Genomic DNA, 22,835 nt, shown 5'->3' with positions numbered 1-22,835 from the left:
GGGAGGAATGGGCGCGTGACAGACCAGACGTTAGGCGTCCGCAACCCTGCCCCGCGGAGCGGTATTTGGGGATGGATATTTTTCGACTGGGCGGCGCAACCGTTTTTTACGGTGGTGACGACCTTTATCTTCGGCCCCTATTTCATCTCGCGTATGGCGGAAAGCCCCGAAGCGGGACAGATTGCATGGGGCTATGGCATTGCCGTCGCCGGCCTTCTGGTCGCGGTTCTGTCGCCCATACTGGGCGCGGTCGCCGACCGAACCGGCGCGCGCAAGCCATGGATCGCCTTCTTTGCCGCCCTCAAGATAATATGCCTGTCGCTGCTCTGGTTCGCCGTGCCGGGGGCAAGCCTGTTCTGGGTTTTGCTCGTCTTTGCAATTGCAATGGTGGCGGCGGAATTTTCGATCGTCTTCAATGATTCCATGATGCCACGCCTCGTTGCGAACGAAGATATCGGGCGTGTTTCCAATATTGCATGGGGACTTGGCTATCTGGGCGGCATGATTGTGCTGGTCTTTATCGTTCTCTGTCTGGCGGGCTCTCCTGAAACCGGCAGGACGATCATCGGTATGGAGCCGTTGTTCGGGCTCGATCCGGCAAAAGGCGAGGATGCGCGCATTGCGGGCCCGCTGGCGGCGGCGTGGTATTTCGTCTTCATCTTGCCGATGTTCCTTTTCACGCCCGATGCGGCGCGGGGCGAGCCGCTAGGGCGGGCGCTGCGTTCGGGGCTTTCAGAGCTGAAAGTGACGCTTGCCGAGGTGCGTAAACGTCCCGGCATCATGCGCTTTCTGATCGCCCGGATGATCTATCAGGATGGTGTCAATGCGTTGCTTGCATTGGGAGCGGGCTATGCCGCCATATTGTTTGGCTGGTCGATCACCGAAATCGGGCTTTTTGGCATGATCCTCAATGTGACAGCGATTTTCGGCTGTCTCGTCGCAAGCCGTCTCGACACAAGGCTGGGGTCGAAAGCCGTGGTTCTGGTGTCGGTTGTGCTTCTTCTTCTCGCTTCGCTGGGCATCGTATCCACCGGGCATGATCATACATTATTCGGTCTTGTTTCGTTCAGCGTCACCGGGGCTGACGGATTGTTCGCAACGCCTGCCGAACACGCTTTTCTGTTTTACGGGTTGCTGATCGGTGCGGCTTTCGGGCCGGTACAAGCGTCGTCGCGGTCGTGGTTTGCGCGCAGTATCGCGCCACAGGAATCGGGGCGCTATTTTGGCATTTATGCGCTGGCAGGCCGTGCGACCAGCTTTCTGGGACCGTTTCTGGTGGCGAGTGTGACGGCGCTCAGCGGCTCGGCAGCGCTGGGGATGTCGGTTCTGGTCGTCTTTTTTGCGGCTGGTCTGGTGCTGGCAAAGGCCACGCCCTATCCAGCCGATAATATTATTCGATCCAGTTGAGCGAGCGCTGCACCGCTTTTTCCCATGAGCGGAAAAGGCGACTGCGTTCCTTTTCGCCCATTTTCGGATGCCAGCGATGACCCACCTGCCAGTTTTCAACGATGTCGTTCGTGCTCCTCCAGTAGTCCACGGCAAGGCCCGCCGCATAGGCAGCTCCCAGGGCCGTTGTCTCAATGATTTTAGGGCGCACTACCGGCACATTGAGAATATCGGACTGGAATTGCATAAGCAGTTCATTGATGGTCATGCCGCCATCGGCCCGCAGTTCGCTGATCTCGACGCCGGAATCCTTAACCATGGCTTCGAGCACTTCGCGCACCTGATAGCAGCTTGCCTCAAGGGCGGCGCGGGCGATATGACCTTTGTTTGCGAAACGGGTGAGGCCCGCAATGATGCCGCGCGCGGAATCTTGCCAGTGTGGCGCATAAAGACCGGAGAAGGCAGGCACGAAATAGACATCGCCATTGTCTTCGACCGTGCGGGCGAGGGTTTCTATTTCACCGCTATTGCTGATGATGCCGAGATTGTCGCGCAGCCATTGCACGAGAGCACCGGTGATCGCAATCGAGCCTTCCAGTGCATAGACCGGCTTTGCTTCGCCCAAACGGTAGGCAACGGTAGTCAGAAGACCGCAGGATGACGGCACCAGCTTTTCGCCTGTATTCATCAGCATGAAACAGCCGGTGCCATAGGTGTTCTTGGCTTCGCCCGGCTGAAGACATGCCTGACCGAAAAGGGCTGCCTGCTGGTCGCCGAGGATGCCTGCAAGCTTGACGCCTTCCAGCGATGGCAGGGCGATTGCGCCATAGATCTCGCTTGAGGAGCGGATTGCCGGCAGGCAGGCAGGTGGAATTTCAAACAGGCGCAGGGTTTCCTCGTCCCATTTCAGCGTAGCGATGTCCATCAGCTGGGTGCGCGAAGCATTCGTCACATCAGTGATATGGATGCCGCCATTGGCGCCACCGGTCAGGTTCCAGACCAGCCATGTGTCGATGGTGCCGAAAAGGGCATCGCCTGCTTGCGCTTTTTCGCGCGCGCCGGGAACGTGATCGAGAATCCAGCGCAGCTTGAGGCCGGAAAAATAGGTGGAGATCGGCAGGCCTGTCTTCGCACGCAGGAGGTCGGCGCCGCCATCCTTCACGAAGTGGGCCACCATCTCGTCGGTGCGCGTATCCATCCAGACCAGAGCGTTGCAGAGCGGCGCGCCGGTTTTTCTGTCCCATAGCAGTGTGGTTTCACGCTGGTTGGTGATACCGACAGAGGCAATATCAGAGGCTCGCAATCCGGCCTTTTTCAGTGCACCATCAATGACATGCTGCGTATTGCGCCAGATTTCCGTTGCATCATGCTCCACCCAGCCCGCTTTCGGATAGATTTGCTCATGCTCGCGCTGGTCCACGGCAATGATATCGCCATTCCGGTCAAAAATAATGAAGCGCGAACTGGTGGTCCCCTGATCGATGGAACCGATATAGCGGGTCATGGACGATGCTCCTCCAAAACGAATACAAGCGAATCATACGAAACGTGAAGGTCAAGAAAAAGCCCCGGACCGCGTGTTTCCGGGGCTCTAACAATTTGTTGTTACCGCGCATCTTGTCCGAAAACCGTTTCACACTTTTCGGGATGCGCTCTAATGCCGAAAATGGCGCATCCCTGTCATGACCATGGCTATGCCATGTTCGTCGGCTGCGGCGATGACTTCATCGTCACGCATCGAGCCGCCCGGCTGGATGACGGCGGTGGCACCGGCCTCGACGGCAGAAAGCAGGCCGTCGGCAAAGGGGAAGAAGGCGTCGGATGCCACCACACAGCCCTTGGTCAGCGGCTCGGCGAGACCTGCGGCTTGCGCTGCATCTTCCGCCTTGCGGGCGGCGATGCGAGCCGAATCCACGCGGCTCATCTGGCCTGCGCCGATGCCGACTGTCGCACCGTTTTTTACATAGACGATGGCGTTCGACTTCACATGCTTGGCGACGCGGAAGGCGAATTTCATGTCGTTAAGTTCAGCTTCGCCAGGTGCGCGTTTGGTCACGACCTTGAGATCGAGATCATCGACATTGCCATTGTCGCGCGACTGAACCAGCAGGCCACCTGCAACCGTCTTTGCCGCAATGCCTCGTGCGCGCGGGTCGGGCAGGCCGCCAGTCACCAGCAGGCGCAGATTTTTCTTGGCTGCAACGATGGCCTTCGCGCCTTCTGTCGCGTCGGGTGCGATGATGACTTCGGTGAAGATTTTCACGATTTCTTCAGCCGCTTCTTCGTCAAGCGTCCGGTTGAGCGCGACAATGCCGCCGAAAGCCGAAACCGGATCACAGGCCAGTGCTTTGAGATAGGCTTCCTTGATGCTGGCGGCTTCCGCTACGCCGCATGGATTGGCGTGCTTGATGATCGCAACCGCTGCAATACGCGCCGGGTCGAATTCGGCGACGAGCTCGAAAGCGGCATCGGTGTCGTTGATATTATTATAGGAAAGCTGCTTGCCCTGAAGCTGGGTTGCGGTGGCAACGCCGGGACGTTGTTCGCCAGTCAGGTAGAAGCCTGCGTTCTGGTGTGGATTTTCGCCATAGCGCATGACCGAATGCAGCTTGCCTGCCACCGAACGCCAGACCGGCGTTTCTTCTTCGGTAGCTTCCGCGAACCAGTTGGAAATGGCCGCATCATAGGTAGCGGTGCGCGAAAAAGCCTTGGCGGCAAGCTTCTTGCGGAAGGAAAGCGGTAGCGAGCCGGACTGCTTTTCAAGCTCGGCCACGACATCCGCATAGTCGGCAGGATCGACCACGGTTGCCACATAGGCATGGTTCTTGGCCGAGGCACGGATCATGGCCGGGCCGCCAATATCGATGTTCTCAACGGTCGTGTCGTAATCGCCGCCCTGAAAACGGACTTCCTCGAAGGGATAGAGATTGATGACGGCCAGATCTATGCCGCCTATTCCATGTTCTTCCATCGCGGCAACGTGTTCGGGATCATTGCGCACGGCGAGAAGACCGCCATGGACTGCCGGATGCAGCGTTTTCACGCGCCCATCCATGATCTCGGGAAAGCCTGTGACTTCCGATACATCGCGCACAGGAATCCCCTCGGCGGCGATTGCTTTGGCCGTGCCGCCTGTCGAGAGGATTTCGACATCATGCGCATGAAGCGCTCTGGCGAATTCGATCAGGCCCGTTTTATCGGATACGGAAAGGAGGGCGCGTCGCACCCGACAAAGGTCGGGAGCGGGAATATGTTTGGAGCTGACAGCCATAGGAAATGGTCTCTTCGTTGCTGAAGCATTTTGCCTTCAGGAAGGGTGGACGCAGGCGGATTAGCACAGGAAGAACGGGAATCCTACCTTAAACTGTAGCACTTAAGCATAGCTGCCAATAGCGATGCGGCTGAACTGCCAGTTCACTTCCGGCAGTTGCGAAGCGGGGAAGGACAGGACGATCTGCTTCGAGGTCACGGGGCCGCGAAAGCCGGCGAAGAAGATGCTGTCTTCGAGCTGCGGCGCGACCTCGAAGCAGGAAAATGCCCAGGTGTCGTCATGATCGGCACTCAGCACGATCAGGCCATTTTCATCAAAGGAAATATCGACCGATGGGTGGATATGAAAGCGTACGGCGATATTATCGCGTCCATTAGCTTTCAGCGCCTTTGCGTCGCCGCGATAAAAGCGGTCCGCACCTTGAATCACACTGCCATTGTGCGAAAGCACCATGCGACGTTCATGGAAAATGCCGAAAAGCCGCACATAGCCGTCATGGCTGGCGACGAAGCCCTGCCGCCCCATATCTTCCACGCGGTCGCGTTGCACTCTTGTAGGACCAGCGATGACCGGCGTGCCGATCATGCTGGAAAGTCCGGCATTCAGGCTGAAACGGCACGATGAAGTGTCGTTGATGGTCACGGTCGAATGGGCTGCGGTGGAGCGACCGAGCGGGCGGAATTCAGATGGCCCGTAACGGTCTATGCCGGAATTGACGATGTAGCGCTGGCGCCCCGACGACATCTCGAAAGCGAGGCAACCGGCATGGGCATCGCGCGAGGCGATAACCGGCGGCGGTAGGCCCGTATCGGCAATGATGGTGGTAGAACCCATAGAGAGGCGTTCATAGCCGGAATAGGGTGCATGGGTGAGGGGTGAGCCTGCCGTTTCATCGTGGCGCAGAACGGAGATGATACGCTCCGACATGGTCGGGCCGACACCATTGAAGAGCGCAAGACTGCCATCCTGATGGCGGAAGAAGCGTAGCGCCGGCAACATGCGCTCTACGGCTTCGATCAGCGCCTTGGGCGGCGATTCCGTGCCATTGGCATAGGTCTGGCGCAAGGGCAGCAGATCGGCCAGAAGCTCCAGAACGGTCGCCGGATTGCGTGAAATATGCCCGCCATCGGGCAGAATCTGGCGTTTGAGTTCATATTCGAGATTGCGGCGCGCCGCGCGTGCGGTCGGGGGTGAAACCGGAAGCGCCAGCGCTGCAAAAGCAAGCGCGATGCGGGCACGAAGGCGTTCTTCGCCGTCATCCATCGCCGAGGCCACGGTGCGTAGATAACGCACTTGCATGGCGAGCGAGCGCATGAATTTGCGATAAGCGGGTAGTTCTGCGCCCGACAGGATGAGATTCGAGTGTTGCAACCACGCGATGGTGCGCTGCGCAGTGACTTCGGGCGACCAGGCCAGCCCGCCGATGCGTTTTCCGTAAAGGCGCATCCAGTCATCAATGAGCGCGCGCGCATTGGCGGTGGCAAGCTCGCTATTGGCGCTTTTGAGGTGACGCAGCCAGCCGAAACCATGCAGAGCCGCCTCCCATTCCGATGTCGGCGGTTCGACGGCGAAAGGCGAAAATCCGCCAGTTTCGACCAGACGGCCAGCGAGCGCAAAGCGCCCGTGGTAAAATTCCTGCGCGAGCTGGGGGTCGGCGACACGAAGATCGGGAGGCGCGATGAGGATGCGTTCGGGCGTAAAACCGGTGAAGCGCCAGCGATAAAGCGGCCCCATGCGAAGGCGGCGGCTGAACCTGCGCCAAGCCTGTGCAACGGCCAGTCCCCAAAGATGCGGGGTTTCGCTCAGCGCGACTGACACCCGTTCGTTCTCCGTTTTGTCTGCCATTCTTTTGAGGGCCAAATAACAAGCCCGACTTCCTTTACAGGGCATGATTTTCCGAAAGCAGGGTTCGCTCTCCGGAATCATGCTTTTATACAATTGTATATAATGGTGAATCGAGTGTTAACCATACCGGGTGCAGGGCACTTGATACGGCAAATTTAGCGATTTTTTGGACTTATGAGCGCCGTTTGAACCGTGCGGCGAAGAAACCATCCATGCCAGCCAAGCGCGGATTGCCATCGAAGCACTCGGCGGGTAGGTCGGCAGGAGTCGAGCGCAAGAAACCTTCTGGCGTAATCAGGCCTTCCAGACCGGGGCAGTCCGCCGGCGTGATCGGGCAAGATTCCAGCAGGGGGTTCTCCGCAGCAGCCTGGGCCACCAACTCGCCTTCCTCCGGATGCAGTGAGCAATTGGAAAAGACGATTAAGCCGCCGGGATTGACCAATGTTGCCGCGTGAGCCAGCAGTTTTGCCTGAAGATTAGCCAGCTTATCGATATCGGCGGGCGTCTTTGTCCATGGCACATCAGGATGGCGGCGTACCGTGCCGGTCGAGGAGCAGGGCGCATCGAGTAGCACTGCGTCAAAAAGATTAACCGGCTTATAATCGAGGAGGTTTATCGCGATGGTTTCTGCGTTAAAGCCCAGCCGCTCGAGATTGCCCTGAAGCCGTTTCAGCCGGTTTTCGGACAGATCGAGCGCCGTCACCTTAGCGCCCTGAAGCGCAAGTTGCGCCGTCTTGCCGCCGGGGGCGGCGCAAAGATCGGCCACGCGCTTGTCCCTGATGTTGCCCATCAATCGGGCCGGCAGGCTGGCTGCGACGTCCTGCACCCACCATTCGCCTTCCGCGAAGCCGGGGAGTTCCGTGAGTATGCCTTCCACAGTTTCAAGGCGCACCGAGCCGTTGGGAAGCACCACGCCGCCAAGCTTTTCGGCCCAGAGTTTCGGATCGCCTCTCACAGTGAAATCGATGGGTGGCTCGTAAGCATGCATGGCAAAAATGGCCGCAGACTTCTCCGTGCCATAGGCTTCCTTAATACTCGTTGAAAACCATTCCGGTACATTAGTTTCCAGTTGGAGCGTATGGGCAAGCGCGCGCTCCTTGTTGCGCGAAAGCCGCCGCAGAAGCGCATTGACGAGGCCCGCATATTTGCGGTTGCGTGGGTCGGCACCGGCTGCTTCCACCGCCAGATCAACTGCCGAATGATCGGGCAGGTCGAGATAGAAAATCTGCGCGACCGCGACATGAAGAAGATGTTTGAGCGCGACGGCGTTCTCCGGCAAGGGCCGGTCGAGGCGTTTTGATATGGCGCGTTCGATAGCACCGCGATTGCGCAGGGCGGAACCAAGAATGGCGCGAACCAGCGCGCGGTCGCGCGGCTCCAGCGCCAGATATTGCGGATGACCGTTGCTATTATCGGTCAGGCCGTCGAGCGAGGTCCTCTTTTCGATCACCGCGCCCAGAAGGCGGGCTGCGCATTGACGCGCGGCCAAACCGGGGCGGCTTGCAATTTGCGGCTTATCGTTTCCGCGCTTTTGCGCGGGCTTTGCTTCACTCAATGTTTTTCTTCTTGGTTAGGACCACGGCCCCCGGAAACCGGAACTGCCGCTAGAGTCGTTGCCGCCAGCATTACCCCAAGGACCGCTACTTTGGGAAGGGGCCGCGCGCATGTCTGCTGACCGGCCCGCTGACCGGATGCCCATCTGCGTGGCCATCTGCTCAAGGGCGGCGATGCGGTTGTCGGTGTCGGGGTGGGTTGAGAAGAGACTATCGGCACCGCGCCCGCTCAACGGGTTGATGATGAACATATGGGCGGTCGCCGGATTGTGTTCGGCTTCCTCATTGGGGATGGCTTTTGCGCTGCGCGCGATCTTGTTGAGCGCAGATGAGAGCCAGAGCGGGTTGCCGCAGATTTCCGCGCCGCGTTTGTCTGCAGCGTATTCGCGGGTACGGCTGACGGCCATCTGTACGATCATGGCGGCAAAAGGCGCGACGATCATGGCGAGGATCGTGCCGATAATGCCGATAATGCCATTGCCGTTCTCGCGATTGCCGCCGAGGAAGAAAGCAAAATTGCCGAGCATGGAAATCGCACCCGCCAGTGTCGCCACAATGGTCATGGTCAGCGTGTCGCGGTTTTGCACATGCGCCAGTTCGTGAGCCATAACGCCCGCGACTTCTTCCGGCGTCAGACGCTGGAGAAGGCCGGTCGTGGCTGCAACGGCAGCGTTTTCCGGATTGCGCCCTGTGGCGAAAGCGTTCGGCTGGTCCTCATGGATGATATAAATCTTTGGCGTCGGCAGACCGGCATTGGCGGCGAGGCCCTGCACGATGCGAAAATATTCGGGCGCTGTGCGCTCGTCTGCTTCCTGCGCATTGTACATGCGCAACACCATCTTGTCGGAGTTCCAGTAGCTGAACAGGTTCATGGCGACGGCGATTAAGAGCGCGATCATCATGCCGCCACCGCCGCCCAACAAATAGCCGATGCTCATGAACATCACCGTCATGAGGGCGATCAGCATGGCTGTTTTCGTCATATTCATCCGTGGCGGTCTCCAAATGTGACGGTGCATGACCAGAATCGGGTTTTGCGCCGCGTGCCTTTCTGCCTATATGATGGGTATAAATAGCCCAAGCTTCAATATTCGAAGCTTAAGCAGCGAACTGGAATCGTGACTGATGACCGAAAAACCGAACGCAACTGAAAATATGCAAATTACCGAAATAGGGGTGTTTGAGGGTTTGCCACCTGCTGCCCAGCGCGCGCTGAAGGAAGCCGAAGCGCGCCGCGCTGCCGAAAAGGAAGCGCAAGCGCCGCGGGAAATTGGCGGGCGTGGCGGCAAGGATCCGGCCCGTTTTGGCGACTGGGAAATCAAGGGACGCACCATCGATTTTTGAATTTGGGATATTTCTCGCTCCGGCCTGCAAATCGCGCGGGAGCAAAATCTCATAAAATCAGGTGCTCATGTTTACAAGATTAAATGGAAAGGCCGGGAATTTCCCGGCCTTTCCATTGGTTATTTCTTATTCTGCCGGTTTTCGATCAGATCGTCCACGACGCCCGGATCGGCGAGCGTCGAGGTGTCGCCCAGCGCGCCAAAATCATCTTCGGCGATCTTGCGCAGGATACGGCGCATGATCTTGCCCGAGCGGGTCTTGGGCAGGCCCGGCGCAAACTGAATCTTGTCGGGCGTGGCGATGGGGCCGATTTCCTTGCGTACATGGCTTACCAGCTCCTTGCGCAATTCATCGGGGTTCTGATCTTCCGCGCCGGTCATCAGTGTGACGTAGCAATAAATGCCTTGCCCCTTGATCGGGTGCGGGTAGCCGACCACGGCAGCTTCCGACACCGAATGATGCGAGACGAGCGCCGATTCGATTTCCGCCGTGCCCATGCGATGGCCGGAAATATTGAGCACATCATCGACGCGACCGGTGATCCAGTAATAGCCGTCCTCGTCGCGGCGGCAGCCATCACCGGAAAAATACATCCCCTTATAGGTGGAGAAATAGGTTTCGATGAAACGCGCATGATCGCCATAGACGGTGCGCATCTGGCCCGGCCAGCTATCGGAAATGCAAAGATTGCCGTCGGCTACGCCCTCCAGTACCGTGCCTTCATTGTCTACCAGAACCGGCTTGACACCGAAGAACGGACGTGTGGCGGAACCCGGCTTGAGGTCGGTTGCACCCGGTAGCGGCGTGATGAGAATGCCACCATTTTCCGTCTGCCACCACGTATCGACAATTGGTGATTTCTGGTCGCCCACGACGTGGTAATACCATTCCCAGGCTTCCGGATTGATCGGCTCGCCGACGGAGCCGAGCAGCCGCAGGGACGAGCGCGAAGAGCGGGTGACGAACTCGTCGCCCGCACCCATGAGCGAGCGCAGCGCGGTCGGGGCGGTATAGAAAATATTGACGTGATGTTTGTCGATCACTTCCCAGAAACGACCCTGATCGGGGAAATTCGGCACGCCTTCAAACATCAGCGTGGTCGCGCCATTGGCAAGCGGTCCATAGACGATATAGGAGTGGCCCGTTACCCAGCCCACATCCGCCGTGCACCAGTAGATGTCGCCGTCATGATAGTCGAAGACATATTGATGCGTCATCGAGGTGTAGACGAGATAGCCTGCTGTGGTATGCAGCACGCCTTTCGGTTTGCCGGTGGAACCGGAAGTATAAAGAATGAAAAGCGGGTCTTCCGCATTCATCGGTTCGGGCTCGCAATGCGGCTCAACGCTTGCGACTTCCTGATGATACCAGATGTCGCGGCCCGGACCCCAACTGACCTTGCCGCCGGTGCGGCGCACGACCAGAACCTTGTTGACCATCACATACTGCTTGGCGGCAATATCAATGGCGGTGTCGGTATTTTCCTTGAGAGAAACAGGCTTGCCGCCGCGCACACCTTCATCGGCGGTGATGACGAAGGTGGATTCGCAATCAACGATGCGACCTGCCAGTGCTTCCGGCGAGAAACCAGCGAAGACGACCGAATGCACTGCGCCGATCCGGGCGCAGGCGAGCATCGCATAAGCAGCTTCCGGGATCATCGGCAGATAGATGGTGACGCGATCGCCTTTCCTGACACCATGCTTTTTGAGAACATTCGCCATGCGGCAGACATTTTCGTAAAGCTCGCGATAGGTGATCTTCTTGTCGATATAGGGATTGTCGCCTTCCCAGATAATGGCAACCTGATCGCCGCGGCTCTTGAGATGACGGTCGATGCAATTATACGAGACGTTGGTGATACCGTCTTCATACCATTTAATCGATATATCGCCGTCGAAACTGGTGTTCTTGACCTTGGTGAAGGGCTTGAACCAGTCAATGCGTCGGCCGTGCTTGGCCCAGAAGCCATCGGGGTCGGTCACGCTCTCCTCATACCATTCAAGATAGGTCGCATTGTCAATGAGCGTGTTCTTCTTTGCCTCGGCCAGCACCGGGTAAAGCTTGTCCGACATAAAATCCTCCTAACGTCCGGCGATCCTCCCGCCGCAATCGACAGCATGCATCAGGGCATGGCCGTCGCCAGACTCATCTACAGTTCATATTCGATAAGGTAAATTAGACAATGGAATGTCCTATGGTCCACAGTGACGCAGCATAAAAAATGAATGGGCTGGCAGCACTCCAATTCAATTGATGCTAACATATTGTTTTTACTATTTAAAAACCAATCTCAGCAATTATCTGTCATAATGAGTCTACAACAGGCTCTTTATGAAAAGGGGAAATCGCCATGACGACGACCGCTTTTAATTCGAAGACAGCTTTCGAATTGCAACTCGCCGGCTATGGCCTGACAACGGCGAAGATCTTCTATCATATGCCGGATCATCCGCATTTGCTCCAGCTTTACGTCTGGCAGGATTACGATGTCGCGCCCGACTTTCCGATGCTCAATCATTTCATTGAATTCTGGCAGCGGGAAATCGATGGGCCTCTGCATTCGGTCAGCTATGCGCATTGCCGCCTGCTTGGTCCATCGGACTGGCGCAATGCACGCGGCGAGATCGTGATGCATTAGACGTTAAATGCATTCAGGCTGGCGCGTAATAGTCGCGCCCGCCAAAAATGGCCGAGCCTACGCGCACGGATGTCGCGCCGAAGCCGATTGCCGTTTCATAATCGCCCGACATGCCCATTGAAAGTTTTTCGACGCCTGCTTCGCGGGCAAGCTTTTCCAGAAGCGCGAAGTGTGGCCCCGGATTTTCATCGGCAGGTGGAATGCACATCAGCCCCTCGATCTCAAGGCCGTGTTCCTTGCGGCAGCGCTCGACAAATGCAAGGGCGTCCTTCGGTTCGATCCCGGCCTTTTGCGGCTCAAGTCCGGTATTGACCTGCACATAGAGTTTGGGCGCGCGGTTCTGTTTTCTGATTTCGGCTGCGATGGCGGCTGCGATCTTTTCGCGATCCACCGTTTCAATCACATCGAATAATGCAACCGCGTCGGCAGCCTTGTTGGATTGCAGTGGGCCGATGAGATGCAGTTCGATGCCGGAATAGCGCTCACGCAGTTGAGGCCATTTTCCCTGCGCTTCCTGCACGCGGTTTTCGCCAAAGATACGGTGGCCGGCATCCAGCGCCGGGCTGATTTCCTCCGCATCGAATGTTTTGGAGACTGCAACGAGCGTTACCGAACCTTTATCGCGACGCGCTTCTTTTTCGGCATTGGCGATCTGGCCTTTGACCAAATTCAGGTTCGTTACAATATCAGACATGGAACTCTCGCTTTCAGGCTTTTCATGCGCAAAAGGTTGACGCTTTCGCCAATACGTGGTGAAGGTCGCCGGTAAATTACGACTCTTTCTATGTATCATCTTCATACGAGTAAACACGCTCATGGCAGCCGAACGTTATAATCCGCGCGTGGCGGAAGCTCATTGGCAGAAAATCTGGGAAGAAAACCGGACTTTCGAGACGGACAATAGCGATCCGCGCGAGAAATATTATGTGCTCGAAATGTTCCCCTATCCGTCGGGGCGCATTCACATGGGCCATGTGCGCAATTATGCGATGGGCGATGTGGTGGCCCGTTACAAGCGCGCCAGAGGTTTCAACGTTCTGCACCCGATGGGGTGGGATGCGTTCGGCATGCCTGCGGAAAATGCTGCGATGCAGAACAAGGTGCATCCGAAGGAATGGACCTATCAGAACATCGCCACGATGAAGCGCCAGCTCAAATCCATGGGCCTGTCGCTCGACTGGACGCGTGAATTCGCGACCTGCGATGTCGACTATTATCACCGCCAGCAGATGCTGTTCATCGACCTTTATGAAAAGGGCCTGGTGACGCGCAAGACCTCGAAGGTCAACTGGGATCCGGTGGACAACACCGTACTGGCCAATGAACAGGTGGTGGATGGGCGCGGCTGGCGTTCGGGTGCGCTGGTGGAACAGCGCGAGCTGACGCAATGGTTCTTCAAGATCACCGATTTCAGCGAGGAATTGCTGGCCGGTCTCGATACGCTCGACCAATGGCCGGACAAGGTCCGCCTCATGCAGAAAAACTGGATCGGCAAGTCGGAAGGCTTGCAGGTCCGTTTTGCGCTCGATAGCGCTACTACGCCGGAAGGGTTTTCGGAAGTCGAGGTCTATACGACCCGCCCCGATACGCTGTTTGGCGCATCCTTCGTGGCCATTGCTGCCGATCATCCACTGGCGAAGAAGCTGGCGAAGAACAATGCCAAGCTGTCCGGCTTCATCGACGAATGCCACCATGCGGGCACCTCGCTGGCGGCTCTTGAAACCGCCGAAAAGAAGGGCATAGATACCGGCGTCAAGGTCAGGCATCCGTTCGATGAGAACTGGGAATTGCCACTCTATGTCGCCAATTTCGTGCTGATGGAATATGGCACGGGGGCTGTTTTCGGTTGTCCCGGCCATGATCAGCGCGATCTGGAATTCGCCAATAAATACGGCCTGCCGGTTGTGCCGGTAGTGCTGCCCAAGGGCGAGGATGCGGCAAGTTTTGCCATTGGCGAGACGGCCTATACCGATGATGGCGTGATGGTGAATTCGCGCTTCCTCGATGGCATGACGCCGGAAGCGGCTTTCAATGAAGTGGCGGATCGTCTGGAAAAGGCCGATCTGGACGGACGTTCGCAAGCAGTGCGCAAGGTGCAGTTCCGCCTGCGCGACTGGGGTATTTCGCGCCAGCGCTACTGGGGCTGTCCGATCCCGATGGTTCATTGCGAAAGCTGCGGCGTCAATCCGGTGCCCCGCGCCGATCTGCCAGTCAAGCTGCCGGATGATGTGGAGTTTGACCGCCCCGGCAATCCGCTTGATCGCCATGCGACATGGCGGCATGTCAAATGTCCCAAATGCGGTGGCGATGCGCGCCGCGAAACCGATACGATGGACACATTTGTCGATTCGTCGTGGTATTATACGCGCTTCACCGCGCCGTGGGAAAATGAGCCGACCGACCGCAAGGCGGCGGATCACTGGCTGCCGGTCGATCAGTATATTGGCGGCGTCGAACATGCGATCCTGCATCTGCTTTATTCGCGCTTTTTCACCCGCGCCATGAAAGTGGCCGGTCATGTCGGTATTGAAGAGCCGTTCAAGGGCCTGTTCACGCAGGGCATGGTGGTGCACGAAACCTACAAGGCCGATGGCCAATGGGTGGCTCCCGCCGATATACGCCTCGAAGAACAGGACGGCAGGCGTATCGCCACGCTGATCGAGGGTGGTGCACCGGTCGAAATCGGCTCGATCGAGAAAATGTCGAAATCGAAGAAGAACGTGGTCGATCCCGACGACATCATCGCTTCTTATGGCGCGGATACGGCGCGCTGGTTCATGCTTTCGGATTCCCCGCCTGAGCGTGACGTGATCTGGACCGAGGCCGGTGCAGAAGGTGCGCACCGCTTCGTGCAACGCATCTGGCGCCTGATTTCGGAAACGGCTCCGGCCCTCAAGGGCATTGCGCCGAAAGCCGGTCGGGAAGGCGAAGCGCTGGCCATTTCCAAGACCGCGCACAAAGCCGTCAAGGCGGTTGGCGATGATATTGAAAAGCTGGCTTTCAACCGGGCCGTGGCGCGGCTTTACGAACTGGTGAATGCGCTTGCCACGCCGTTGCAGCAGGCAGCGTCCGGCAAGGCCGATGACGGATTGAAGGCGGCGCTGCGCGAAGCGACAGAAATGCTCCTGCTGATGCTTGCGCCGATGATGCCGCATCTGGCCGAACAATGCGTGAGCGAACTGGGCGGCACAATTGCGAGCAAGGAAACGCTGGTCGCGCGCGCGCCATGGCCAACATTCGACCCGGCGATGATCGTGGAAAACGAGATCGTTTTGCCTGTTCAGATCAACGGAAAGAAGCGCGGGGATTTGACAATCGCCCGCGACGCTGATCAAGCTAGCATCCAGCAGGCGGTGCTCGAACTTGACTTCGTCAAGGCTGCGCTCAATGGGGGCACGCCGAAAAAGATCATCGTGGTGCCGCAAAGGATCGTCAATGTCGTTGCCTGATCGCCTCGCCTTCACCTTCAGGCGCTTTCGCGTCGTGATCGCGGCTTTTGCTGCGGTTGTTTTCATGGCAGGCTGCACCGTGCAGCCGCTCTATTCATCGGGCAGTGCAGGAAGCACGGTCGGGGGCAGCGTTGCACCCGATATGCGCAGCAAGCTTGCCTCGGTCGCAATCGATCCGGCGGGCGACGTGTTCGGCCAGCAGGTCCGCAATCGGCTGATCTTCCTGCTTGGCGGCGGGGCCGGCGAACCGGCGAATCCGACCTACAGGCTCCGTCTGGGCCTGGGTCAGTCCACGCTTTCGGCAGTCAGCGTTGATATTGGCGATCGGACAGATCGCACCGGGCGGCCTTCAGCGGGTATCGTGAAGGCAACCTCGAACTATGTTCTGTTCGACAGGGACGGCAAGCCGCTTACGACCGGCACGCGCACGGTGGGGGCGTCATTCGACCGTCCACGTCAGGAATTCGCTAATCTGCGTGCTGAACGGGATGCCCGAAAGCGGGCAGCGGAAGAGCTGGCGCAACAGATCTATCTGGATCTGGCGATGAAGCTTTCAAAGCTCTGAGCAGATAAGCTTTTGGAATTGAAAAGGCGGCGTTTCATGCGCCGCCTTTTATTTTTGGCACAACAGCAAAACGGCGGATCGATGACCCGCCGTTTGTTTCAGCTTGTGATCTGAGGATCAGGCGATCTTCTGGCCGGTTTTCGCCCAGTCGGCGAGGAAGGCTTCCAGTCCTTTGTCGGTCAGCGGATGCTTGACGAGGGCTTTTAGCGTTGCCGGCGGTACGGTCACGACGTCGGCGCCGATAAGGGCTGCTTCCTTGACGTGGTTTACCGTGCGGATGGATGCGGCAAGGATTTCCGTGCGGAAATCGTAATTGTCGTAGATCGTGCGGATTTCGGCGATCAGTTCCATACCGTTGATGCCCATGTCATCGACGCGGCCGATGAAAGGCGAGATGAAGGTCGCGCCAGCCTTGGCAGCGAGAAGCGCCTGAGTGGCCGAGAAGCAAAGCGTGACATTGGTCTTGAGGCCTTCGGAGCTGAGCTTTTTGCAGGCCTTGAGGCCGTCGAAGGTGAGAGGCACCTTGATGCAGATATTGTCGGCGAGCTTGGAAAGCACGGCGGCTTCCTTGATCATGCCGTCATAATCGGTGGCAGTCACTTCGGCGGAGACAGGGCCCTTGACGATGCCGCAGATTTCCTTGGTGACTTCCAGAATATCACGGCCCGACTTTGCGATAAGGGAAGGGTTGGTGGTAACGCCATCAACCAGCCCAAGATCGTTGAGTTCGCGGATTTCCTTGACGTCCGCAGTGTCGACGAAAAACTTCATAATAACGTTCCTCCATAATGAGCGCGGGTGTGAGGGGAGTTAAATCCATTTAAATCCCGGAAGGTGGCTTTTCTTTAGCGCAAAGCCGCGCCAAGGTCACGCAGTCATGTCGAAAGATTCGCACGATATTTCTGGACTGTTCGCGGAACTCTCTCCGAGGGTGGTGCCGGTGCTCGTCCCCATGCCTGCTGAGCGACCCTATTCTTATATGGTGCCGGAGGGGATGCAGGTCCAGCCCGGTTCCATCGTGCGCGTGCCGTTGGGGCCAAGGGAGGTCGCGGGAATCGTCTGTGAGGGCGCGACGGATGCGGTCGATGCGAAAAAGCTGCGCGCGATCGTGGAGGTTTTCGACTGTCCGCCGGTGAATGACGAGATGTTACGCTTCATGCGCTGGGCTGCGGATTACACGCTTTCACCGCCCGGAATGGTCGCGCGCATGGTGCTGCGCGCGCCTGCAGCCTTCGATCCCGAACCGCATGTGCCGGGGCTTCGCTATCATGGCGGCGAGCCGGAACGTATGACCGATGCACGCGCACGCGTGCTGGAGCTTGCGCACGGCGGGCTTGCATGGACCCGCTCGGGGCTGGCTCATGCGGCGGGGGTTTCGCTGACCGTTGTGGACGGCCTCAAGGCGCAGGGAATTTTCGAGGAAGTGCTGTTGCCGCCACCGGCAATCGTCGCCGCTCCCGACACGGGTTATGCGCGCGCCACATTGTCGGAAGACCAGCAGGCCGCAGCTGAAATGCTGTGTGAAACGGTCGAAGCGGGCAGTTTTGCCGTCTCGCTGCTTGACGGCGTGACCGGATCGGGCAAGACCGAAGTCTATTTTGAAGCCGTCGCGAAAGCACTGGATCAGGGCAAGCAGGTGCTGATTCTTCTGCCCGAAATCGCTTTGACACAGCAGTTTCTCGACCGGTTCCATGATCGTTTTGGCTCGAAACCTGCCGAATGGCATTCCGATCTTGCGCCCAGAACGCGCGAGCGTGTCTGGCGGCAAGTGGCCGAAGGTACGGTGCGCGTTGTAGCTGGCGCACGGTCGGCACTGTTTCTGCCTTTCAGGGAACTGGGACTGATCGTGGTCGATGAAGAACATGACCCGGCCTACAAGCAGGAAGATCGCGTCTTCTACAATGCCCGCGACATGGCGGTGGTGCGCGGCCATATTGGCGGCTTTCCGGTTGTGCTGGCTTCGGCTACGCCGTCCATCGAAAGCCAGGTCAATGCTGATCAGGGCCGCTACAAGCGAATCAAGCTTTACGGGCGCTATGCGGAAGCCGCACTTCCAGAGCTTAAAACCATCGACATGCGCCGATCCCCGCCGCCTCCAGGGCGCTTTCTGTCGCCCGCGCTCACCGAAGCAATGGGCAGGACGGTGGGGCGCGGTGAGCAGGCGTTATTGTTCCTCAACCGGCGCGGTTATGCGCCGCTGACATTGTGCCGTGTCTGCGGCCATCGCTTCCAGTGCCCGCAATGCTCAAGCTGGCTGGTCGAGCACCGTTTTCGCGGTCAGTTGATGTGCCATCAATGCGGCTATCACGAGCCGGTGCCGGAGGCCTGCCCCGAATGCGGAACGCTGGATCATCTGGTCGCCTGCGGTCCGGGCGTGGAGCGTATTGCCGAAGAGGTGGCGGCGACGTTCAACGAGGCGAGAATCATAGTCCTTTCGTCTGATATGGCGGGAGGCGTGAAGCGCCTGCGGCTGGAACTGGATGCGATTGCCAAGGGCGAGGCGGATATCGTCATCGGGACGCAGCTTGTCGCCAAGGGACATAATTTTCCCAATATGACGCTGGTCGGCGTGGTGGATGCCGATCTGGGGCTTGCCAATGGCGATCCGCGTGCGGCTGAGCGAACGTTCCAGCTTCTCAATCAGGTGACAGGCCGGGCGGGGCGCACGGGGCGTAAAAGTCTGGGTCTTCTCCAGACATATCAACCCGACCACCCGGTCATGCGCGCCATTGTCGGCGGTGATTCGGAGGCTTTTTACACGCGCGAAATCGAGGAGCGGGAACGCAGCGCCCTGCCTCCATTCGGAAGGCTCGCGGCGCTCATCATTTCTGCTGATAATCGCCCCGCCGCGGAGAATCATGCGCGTGCCCTGCGCCGCGCGGCCCCATTGTCGCCGTCAATTTCCGTGCTCGGACCTGCGGAGGCACCGCTGGCGCTGGTGCGCGGCCGCTATCGATTCCGTATTCTCGTCCATGGTACGAAACGCGCGGATATTCAAAGCTTTATAAGGGCCTTGCTTGCTGCTGCGCCCAAAGAGCGCGGCTCCTTGCGCGTACAGATCGATATCGATCCGCAAAGTTTTCTTTGATAAACAGGCAGGAACCATGAGGTAAAGAGAATGGAATTCTATCTTCCCGCAAGCACGGGCGAATGGCTCGCCTGGAGTTCAGCTGCCGTCACGGCCCTTATGGGCGCGATCATGCTTTTTGCGCCGGGGCTGTCGATGAAGCTGCTGAGATTGCAGCCCGCGCACGAACATGTAGGAGCCTATGCGTCAATCCGCGCCACTATGGCCGGGTTCTATCTTGGCATTGGGCTCGGCTGCCTGGTTTTTGCGCAGCCTTTTCTATGGGTGGTGCTTGGCGCCTGCTGGGGATTCGCCCTGTTCGGCCGGTTTATTTCAATGATGTCGGATAGAGGTACAAGTTTTTACAACATATTTGCCGCCATTATCGAATTCGCGCTTGCGGCAGGCCCACTGCTCTATGCTTTCGGCTTCATTGCCTAGTTTTACGAGGTGCTAAAGCGCTGCTTGCCAGAGGAGTGCGCCGCCTGTGACTTTATTGACCAGAAAATGCGAGGTGGGTTACACAAAAGAGCGGGATTCGCGTGTTGCGAGTCTGGTTCGTCTATGCTAGACGGCAATCACATTTCGGTGTTGGCGCGCTCGCGCGTCGGCGGTTCTCCGGAAACATTCAATAAAATCATCTGTTTGGGTCCCGGCGTCCCGGTGGGTTCCAAAAAGATGATTTCAACGTAGAGAGCAGGTTGTTCGTGGCAGAAACGTCTTCGCTCATTTCAGGTGTCGCACAGCGTTACGCCGGATCACTTTTTGATCTTGCGCTTGACGCGAAATCCGTTGCGGCTGTGGAAAAGGATCTTGGCCGTTTCGAGGCGCTTCTCAATGGAAGCGAAGACCTGAAGCGCCTGATCTCCAGCCCGGTCTTTTCCGCTGAAGACCAGCTGCATGCTGTCGGTGCAATCGCCGACAAGGCAGGCATCAAGGGATTGGTGGGTAACTTCCTTCGCGTGGTTGCGCGCAACCGTCGCCTTTTTGTGATGCCAGGCATTATTGCCGCATTCCGCAAGATTGCAGCCGAGCATCGCGGCGAAGTCTCCGCCGATGTTATTTCTGCGCATGAGCTTACTGCCGCGCAGCAAAATGAATTGAAGGCAACGCTGAAGGGCGTAGCCGGCAAGGACGTGGCGATCAACGTCACCGTCGATCCGTCGATCCTCGGCGGTCTTATCGTCAAGATGGGTTCGCGTCAGATCGACACGTCCCTTCGCACCAAACTTTCTTCTCTCAAGCTTGCACTGAAAGAGGTCGGCTGATGGACATCCGCGCCGCGGAAATTTCCGCTATCCTGAAAGAGCAAATCAAGAACTTCGGCAAGGAGGCTGAGGTCTCCGAGGTCGGCCAGGTTCTGTCCGTCGGCGACGGTATCGCCCGCGTCTACGGTCTGGACAATGTTCAGGCCGGTGAAATGGTCGAATTCCCCGGTGGCGTTCGCGGCATGGCGCTGAACCTTGAAAGCGACAACGTCGGCGTCGTTCTCTTCGGTGCCGACCGCGACATCAAGGAAGGCGACGTCGTCAAGCGTACTGGCGCGATCGTGGACGTTCCGGTTGGTCCCGAACTGCTCGGCCGCGTGGTCGATGCTCTCGGCAATCCGATCGATGGCAAGGGTCCGATCAAGGCCAAGGAACGTCGCCGCGTGGACGTCAAGGCTCCGGGCATCATCCCGCGCAAGTCGGTTCACGAGCCAATGTCGACCGGCCTCAAGGCTATCGACGCCCTGATCCCGGTTGGTCGCGGCCAGCGCGAACTGGTCATCGGCGACCGCCAGACTGGCAAGACCGCAATCATTCTCGACACCTTTCTGAACCAAAAGCCGATCCACGACAATGGTCCGGACAAGGACAAGCTCTATTGCGTCTATGTCGCAATCGGCCAGAAGCGTTCGACTGTTGCCCAGTTCGTGAAGATCCTCGAAGAACGCGGTGCGCTTGAATATTCGATCGTGATCGCGGCTACCGCTTCCGATCCGGCTCCGATGCAGTACCTCGCGCCGTTTGCAGGCTGCGCGATGGGCGAATATTTCCGCGACAACGGTCAGCATGCGCTGATCGGCTACGATGACCTGTCCAAGCAGGCTGTCGCTTATCGTCAGATGTCGCTTCTGCTTCGTCGTCCTCCGGGCCGTGAAGCTTATCCGGGCGATGTGTTCTATCTGCACTCCCGCCTTCTTGAACGCGCTGCAAAGCTCAACGACGAGAACGGTGCGGGTTCGCTGACGGCTCTGCCGATCATCGAAACGCAGGGCAACGACGTTTCCGCGTTTATTCCGACCAACGTGATCTCGATCACCGACGGTCAGATCTTCCTCGAAACCAACCTGTTCTATCAGGGTATCCGCCCTGCCGTGAACGTCGGCCTCTCGGTTTCGCGCGTTGGCTCTTCGGCTCAGATCAAGGCGATGAAGCAGGTTGCAGGCTCGATCAAGGGTGAACTCGCCCAGTATCGTGAAATGGCAGCTTTCGCCCAGTTCGGCTCCGATCTTGATGCTTCGACGCAGCGCCTGCTCAATCGCGGTGCGCGTCTGACTGAACTTCTGAAGCAGCCGCAGTTCTCGCCGCTGAAGACGGAAGAGCAGGTTGCCGTGATCTACGCTGGTGTGAACGGCTATCTCGACAAGCTCGCCGTCAATCAGGTCGGCAAGTTCGAAGAAGGTCTTCTCGCTTCGCTGCGCACCGAGCACAAGGATGTGCTGGAGAGCATTCGCGACGAGAAAGCCATTACCGACGACATCAAGGCCAAGCTCAAGGCAGCGATCGACGCTTTCGCCAAGTCCTTTGCCTGAAATTTGTGACGGGATGAACGGATGCCTTCACTAAAGGATCTGAGAAACCGTATCGCCTCGGTCAAGGCGACGCAGAAGATCACCAAGGCGATGCAGATGGTCGCTGCGGCGAAGCTGCGCCGTGCCCAGGAAGCTGCGGAGGCCGCACGGCCTTACTCGCAGCGCATGGGCGCCGTTCTCGCGAATATCGCGCAGAATGTCAGCGGTGAAGACGCGCCGGCCCTGATGGCTGGTACGGGCAAGGACGACGTGCATCTGCTCGTCGTCTGTACAGCTGAACGCGGCCTTTGCGGCGGTTTCAATTCGCAGATCGCGCGTCTGGCGCGTGACCATGCCCGCAAGCTCCTGGCTGAAGGCAAGACGGTCAAGATCATCACGGTCGGCAAGAAGGGCGCGGATATTTTGCGTCGTGAATTTGCCAGCCTGATCATCGATCATGTCAATCTGCGTGAAGTCAAACAGCTCGCTTTCGTGCATGCCGACCAGATCGGCCACAAAGTGATCGGGCTGTTCGATGAAGGCGCATTTGACGTCTGCACGCTGTTCTATTCCGAATTCAAGTCGGTTATTGCCCAGGTTCCGACCGCGCAGCAACTCATTCCCGCTTCGGCTGGCGATGACGTGCAAGCGGAAGCCGAGGGTGACGCGATTTATGAATACGAACCTGATCCTGCGGCGATCCTGAGCACGCTGATCCCGCGCAATATCTCGGTCCAGATTTTCCGCGCATTGCTGGAGAACGTGGCAGGCGAGATGGGCGCGAAGATGAGCGCAATGGACAATGCGACGCGCAATGCGGGCGACATGATCAACAAGCTGTCGATCACGTATAACCGCCAGCGTCAGGCGCAGATCACCAAGGAACTGATCGAAATCATTTCGGGCGCGGAAGCGCTCTAATCGGAAGGTAAGGATCG

The 22,835-nt window shown here is 58.1% G+C and carries 18 protein-coding genes; 10 read left to right on the top strand and 8 right to left on the bottom strand.

Annotated elements, in window-relative coordinates; all coding sequences use genetic code 11:
• The first annotated feature begins 15 nt into the window (after positions 1–15).
• Entirely contained in the window at positions 16–1,407 is a 1,392-nt protein-coding gene (locus KUG47_RS15055) for an MFS transporter (protein WP_217678790.1), read from the top strand.
• Here KUG47_RS15055 and glpK read toward each other — a convergent pair.
• The 5 genes from glpK to htpX form a co-directional block, all read right to left on the bottom strand.
• The gene (glpK, locus tag KUG47_RS15050) at positions 1,391–2,890 is read right to left on the bottom strand and encodes a glycerol kinase GlpK (protein WP_217678789.1); all 1,500 of its coding nucleotides are present in this window, start codon (positions 2,888–2,890) and stop codon (positions 1,391–1,393) included. The two genes, KUG47_RS15055 and glpK, sit on opposite strands and share 17 nt — an antisense overlap.
• Positions 2,891–3,040: 150 nt before the next feature.
• Entirely contained in the window at positions 3,041–4,657 is a 1,617-nt protein-coding gene (purH, locus tag KUG47_RS15045; protein WP_217678788.1) for a bifunctional phosphoribosylaminoimidazolecarboxamide formyltransferase/IMP cyclohydrolase, read from the bottom strand.
• A gap of 102 nt (positions 4,658–4,759) precedes the next feature.
• On the bottom strand, positions 4,760–6,502 hold the full coding sequence (locus tag KUG47_RS15040) for a heparinase II/III family protein (protein ID WP_217678787.1): 1,743 nt from the start codon (positions 6,500–6,502) through the stop codon (positions 4,760–4,762).
• A gap of 172 nt (positions 6,503–6,674) precedes the next feature.
• Entirely contained in the window at positions 6,675–8,057 is a 1,383-nt protein-coding gene (locus tag KUG47_RS15035) for an RsmB/NOP family class I SAM-dependent RNA methyltransferase (protein WP_217678786.1), read from the bottom strand.
• 15 nt (positions 8,058–8,072) lie between these two features.
• Entirely contained in the window at positions 8,073–9,044 is a 972-nt protein-coding gene (gene htpX / locus KUG47_RS15030; protein ID WP_217678785.1) for a zinc metalloprotease HtpX, read from the bottom strand.
• A gap of 136 nt (positions 9,045–9,180) precedes the next feature.
• Between htpX and KUG47_RS15025 the strand changes: the two genes are divergently transcribed.
• Entirely contained in the window at positions 9,181–9,399 is a 219-nt protein-coding gene (locus KUG47_RS15025; RefSeq protein WP_217678784.1) for a DUF1674 domain-containing protein, read from the top strand.
• Between the two features lie 119 nt (positions 9,400–9,518).
• On the opposite strand, the gene acs is transcribed toward KUG47_RS15025, so the two are convergent.
• Complete coding sequence (gene acs / locus KUG47_RS15020; RefSeq protein WP_217678783.1) at positions 9,519–11,474, bottom strand: acetate--CoA ligase; 1,956 nt, start codon at positions 11,472–11,474, stop codon at positions 9,519–9,521.
• A gap of 278 nt (positions 11,475–11,752) precedes the next feature.
• Between acs and KUG47_RS15015 the strand changes: the two genes are divergently transcribed.
• Complete coding sequence (locus KUG47_RS15015) at positions 11,753–12,040, top strand: usg protein (protein ID WP_217678782.1); 288 nt, start codon at positions 11,753–11,755, stop codon at positions 12,038–12,040.
• 13 nt (positions 12,041–12,053) lie between these two features.
• Here KUG47_RS15015 and KUG47_RS15010 read toward each other — a convergent pair whose 3' ends face one another.
• Positions 12,054–12,734, bottom strand: a complete 681-nt coding sequence (locus KUG47_RS15010) for a YggS family pyridoxal phosphate-dependent enzyme (protein WP_217678781.1) — start codon at positions 12,732–12,734, stop codon at positions 12,054–12,056.
• 121 nt (positions 12,735–12,855) lie between these two features.
• Between KUG47_RS15010 and leuS the strand changes: the two genes are divergently transcribed.
• Entirely contained in the window at positions 12,856–15,489 is a 2,634-nt protein-coding gene (leuS, locus tag KUG47_RS15005) for a leucine--tRNA ligase (protein ID WP_217678780.1), read from the top strand.
• A complete protein-coding gene (lptE, locus tag KUG47_RS15000) occupies positions 15,476–16,054 on the top strand; it encodes an LPS assembly lipoprotein LptE (protein WP_217678779.1) in 579 nt (192 codons plus the stop codon). The genes leuS and lptE overlap by 14 nt, the downstream gene beginning before the upstream one ends.
• A gap of 117 nt (positions 16,055–16,171) precedes the next feature.
• Here the strand turns inward: lptE and fsa are convergent, their stop codons facing one another.
• Complete coding sequence (gene fsa / locus KUG47_RS14995) at positions 16,172–16,825, bottom strand: fructose-6-phosphate aldolase (protein ID WP_217678778.1); 654 nt, start codon at positions 16,823–16,825, stop codon at positions 16,172–16,174.
• Between the two features lie 106 nt (positions 16,826–16,931).
• On the opposite strand from fsa, the gene KUG47_RS14990 reads away from it, so the two are divergent.
• From KUG47_RS14990 to KUG47_RS14970, 5 genes are all read left to right on the top strand, one after another.
• Positions 16,932–19,142 carry a primosomal protein N' gene (locus tag KUG47_RS14990; RefSeq protein ID WP_217678777.1) on the top strand — a complete coding sequence of 737 codons (2,211 nt, stop codon included), beginning with the start codon at positions 16,932–16,934 and terminating at the stop codon, positions 19,140–19,142.
• Positions 19,143–19,172: 30 nt separating this feature from the next.
• On the top strand, positions 19,173–19,562 hold the full coding sequence (locus KUG47_RS14985; protein WP_217678776.1) for an AGROH133_08824 family phage infection protein: 390 nt from the start codon (positions 19,173–19,175) through the stop codon (positions 19,560–19,562).
• Between the two features lie 266 nt (positions 19,563–19,828).
• Positions 19,829–20,389, top strand: coding sequence for a F0F1 ATP synthase subunit delta (locus KUG47_RS14980; RefSeq protein ID WP_185920425.1), 561 nt, complete (start codon positions 19,829–19,831; stop codon positions 20,387–20,389).
• Positions 20,389–21,918, top strand: coding sequence for a F0F1 ATP synthase subunit alpha (atpA, locus tag KUG47_RS14975; protein ID WP_185920426.1), 1,530 nt, complete (start codon positions 20,389–20,391; stop codon positions 21,916–21,918). The genes KUG47_RS14980 and atpA overlap by 1 nt, the downstream gene beginning before the upstream one ends.
• Positions 21,919–21,939: 21 nt before the next feature.
• Positions 21,940–22,818 carry a F0F1 ATP synthase subunit gamma gene (locus KUG47_RS14970; protein WP_185920427.1) on the top strand — a complete coding sequence of 293 codons (879 nt, stop codon included), beginning with the start codon at positions 21,940–21,942 and terminating at the stop codon, positions 22,816–22,818.
• Positions 22,819–22,835: the final 17 nt, after the last annotated feature.

The sequence above is a fragment of the Falsochrobactrum tianjinense genome (assembly GCF_019100495.1).
Taxonomy (GTDB): domain Bacteria; phylum Pseudomonadota; class Alphaproteobacteria; order Rhizobiales; family Rhizobiaceae; genus Brucella; species Brucella tianjinense.
The sequence above is the reverse complement of the archived record's forward strand: the minus strand, read 5'-3'. Positions and strand labels throughout refer to the sequence as shown.

What these genes read in the sequence shown, in the direction of transcription:
- glpK (WP_217678789.1), bottom strand. Translation starts at nt 2,890, where the DNA reads ATGACCCGCTATATCGGTTCCATCGATCAGGGGACCACCAGTTCGCGC.
- purH (WP_217678788.1), bottom strand. Translation starts at nt 4,657, where the DNA reads ATGGCTGTCAGCTCCAAACATATTCCCGCTCCCGACCTTTGTCGGGTG.
- KUG47_RS15040 (WP_217678787.1), bottom strand. Translation starts at nt 6,502, where the DNA reads ATGGCAGACAAAACGGAGAACGAACGGGTGTCAGTCGCGCTGAGCGAA.
- htpX (WP_217678785.1), bottom strand. Translation starts at nt 9,044, where the DNA reads ATGAATATGACGAAAACAGCCATGCTGATCGCCCTCATGACGGTGATG.
- KUG47_RS15025 (WP_217678784.1), top strand. Translation starts at nt 9,181, where the DNA reads ATGACCGAAAAACCGAACGCAACTGAAAATATGCAAATTACCGAAATA.
- acs (WP_217678783.1), bottom strand. Translation starts at nt 11,474, where the DNA reads ATGTCGGACAAGCTTTACCCGGTGCTGGCCGAGGCAAAGAAGAACACG.
- KUG47_RS15015 (WP_217678782.1), top strand. Translation starts at nt 11,753, where the DNA reads ATGACGACGACCGCTTTTAATTCGAAGACAGCTTTCGAATTGCAACTC.
- KUG47_RS15010 (WP_217678781.1), bottom strand. Translation starts at nt 12,734, where the DNA reads ATGTCTGATATTGTAACGAACCTGAATTTGGTCAAAGGCCAGATCGCC.
- leuS (WP_217678780.1), top strand. Translation starts at nt 12,856, where the DNA reads ATGGCAGCCGAACGTTATAATCCGCGCGTGGCGGAAGCTCATTGGCAG.
- lptE (WP_217678779.1), top strand. Translation starts at nt 15,476, where the DNA reads ATGTCGTTGCCTGATCGCCTCGCCTTCACCTTCAGGCGCTTTCGCGTC.
- fsa (WP_217678778.1), bottom strand. Translation starts at nt 16,825, where the DNA reads ATGAAGTTTTTCGTCGACACTGCGGACGTCAAGGAAATCCGCGAACTC.
- KUG47_RS14990 (WP_217678777.1), top strand. Translation starts at nt 16,932, where the DNA reads ATGTCGAAAGATTCGCACGATATTTCTGGACTGTTCGCGGAACTCTCT.
- KUG47_RS14985 (WP_217678776.1), top strand. Translation starts at nt 19,173, where the DNA reads ATGGAATTCTATCTTCCCGCAAGCACGGGCGAATGGCTCGCCTGGAGT.
- atpA (WP_185920426.1), top strand. Translation starts at nt 20,389, where the DNA reads ATGGACATCCGCGCCGCGGAAATTTCCGCTATCCTGAAAGAGCAAATC.
- KUG47_RS14970 (WP_185920427.1), top strand. Translation starts at nt 21,940, where the DNA reads ATGCCTTCACTAAAGGATCTGAGAAACCGTATCGCCTCGGTCAAGGCG.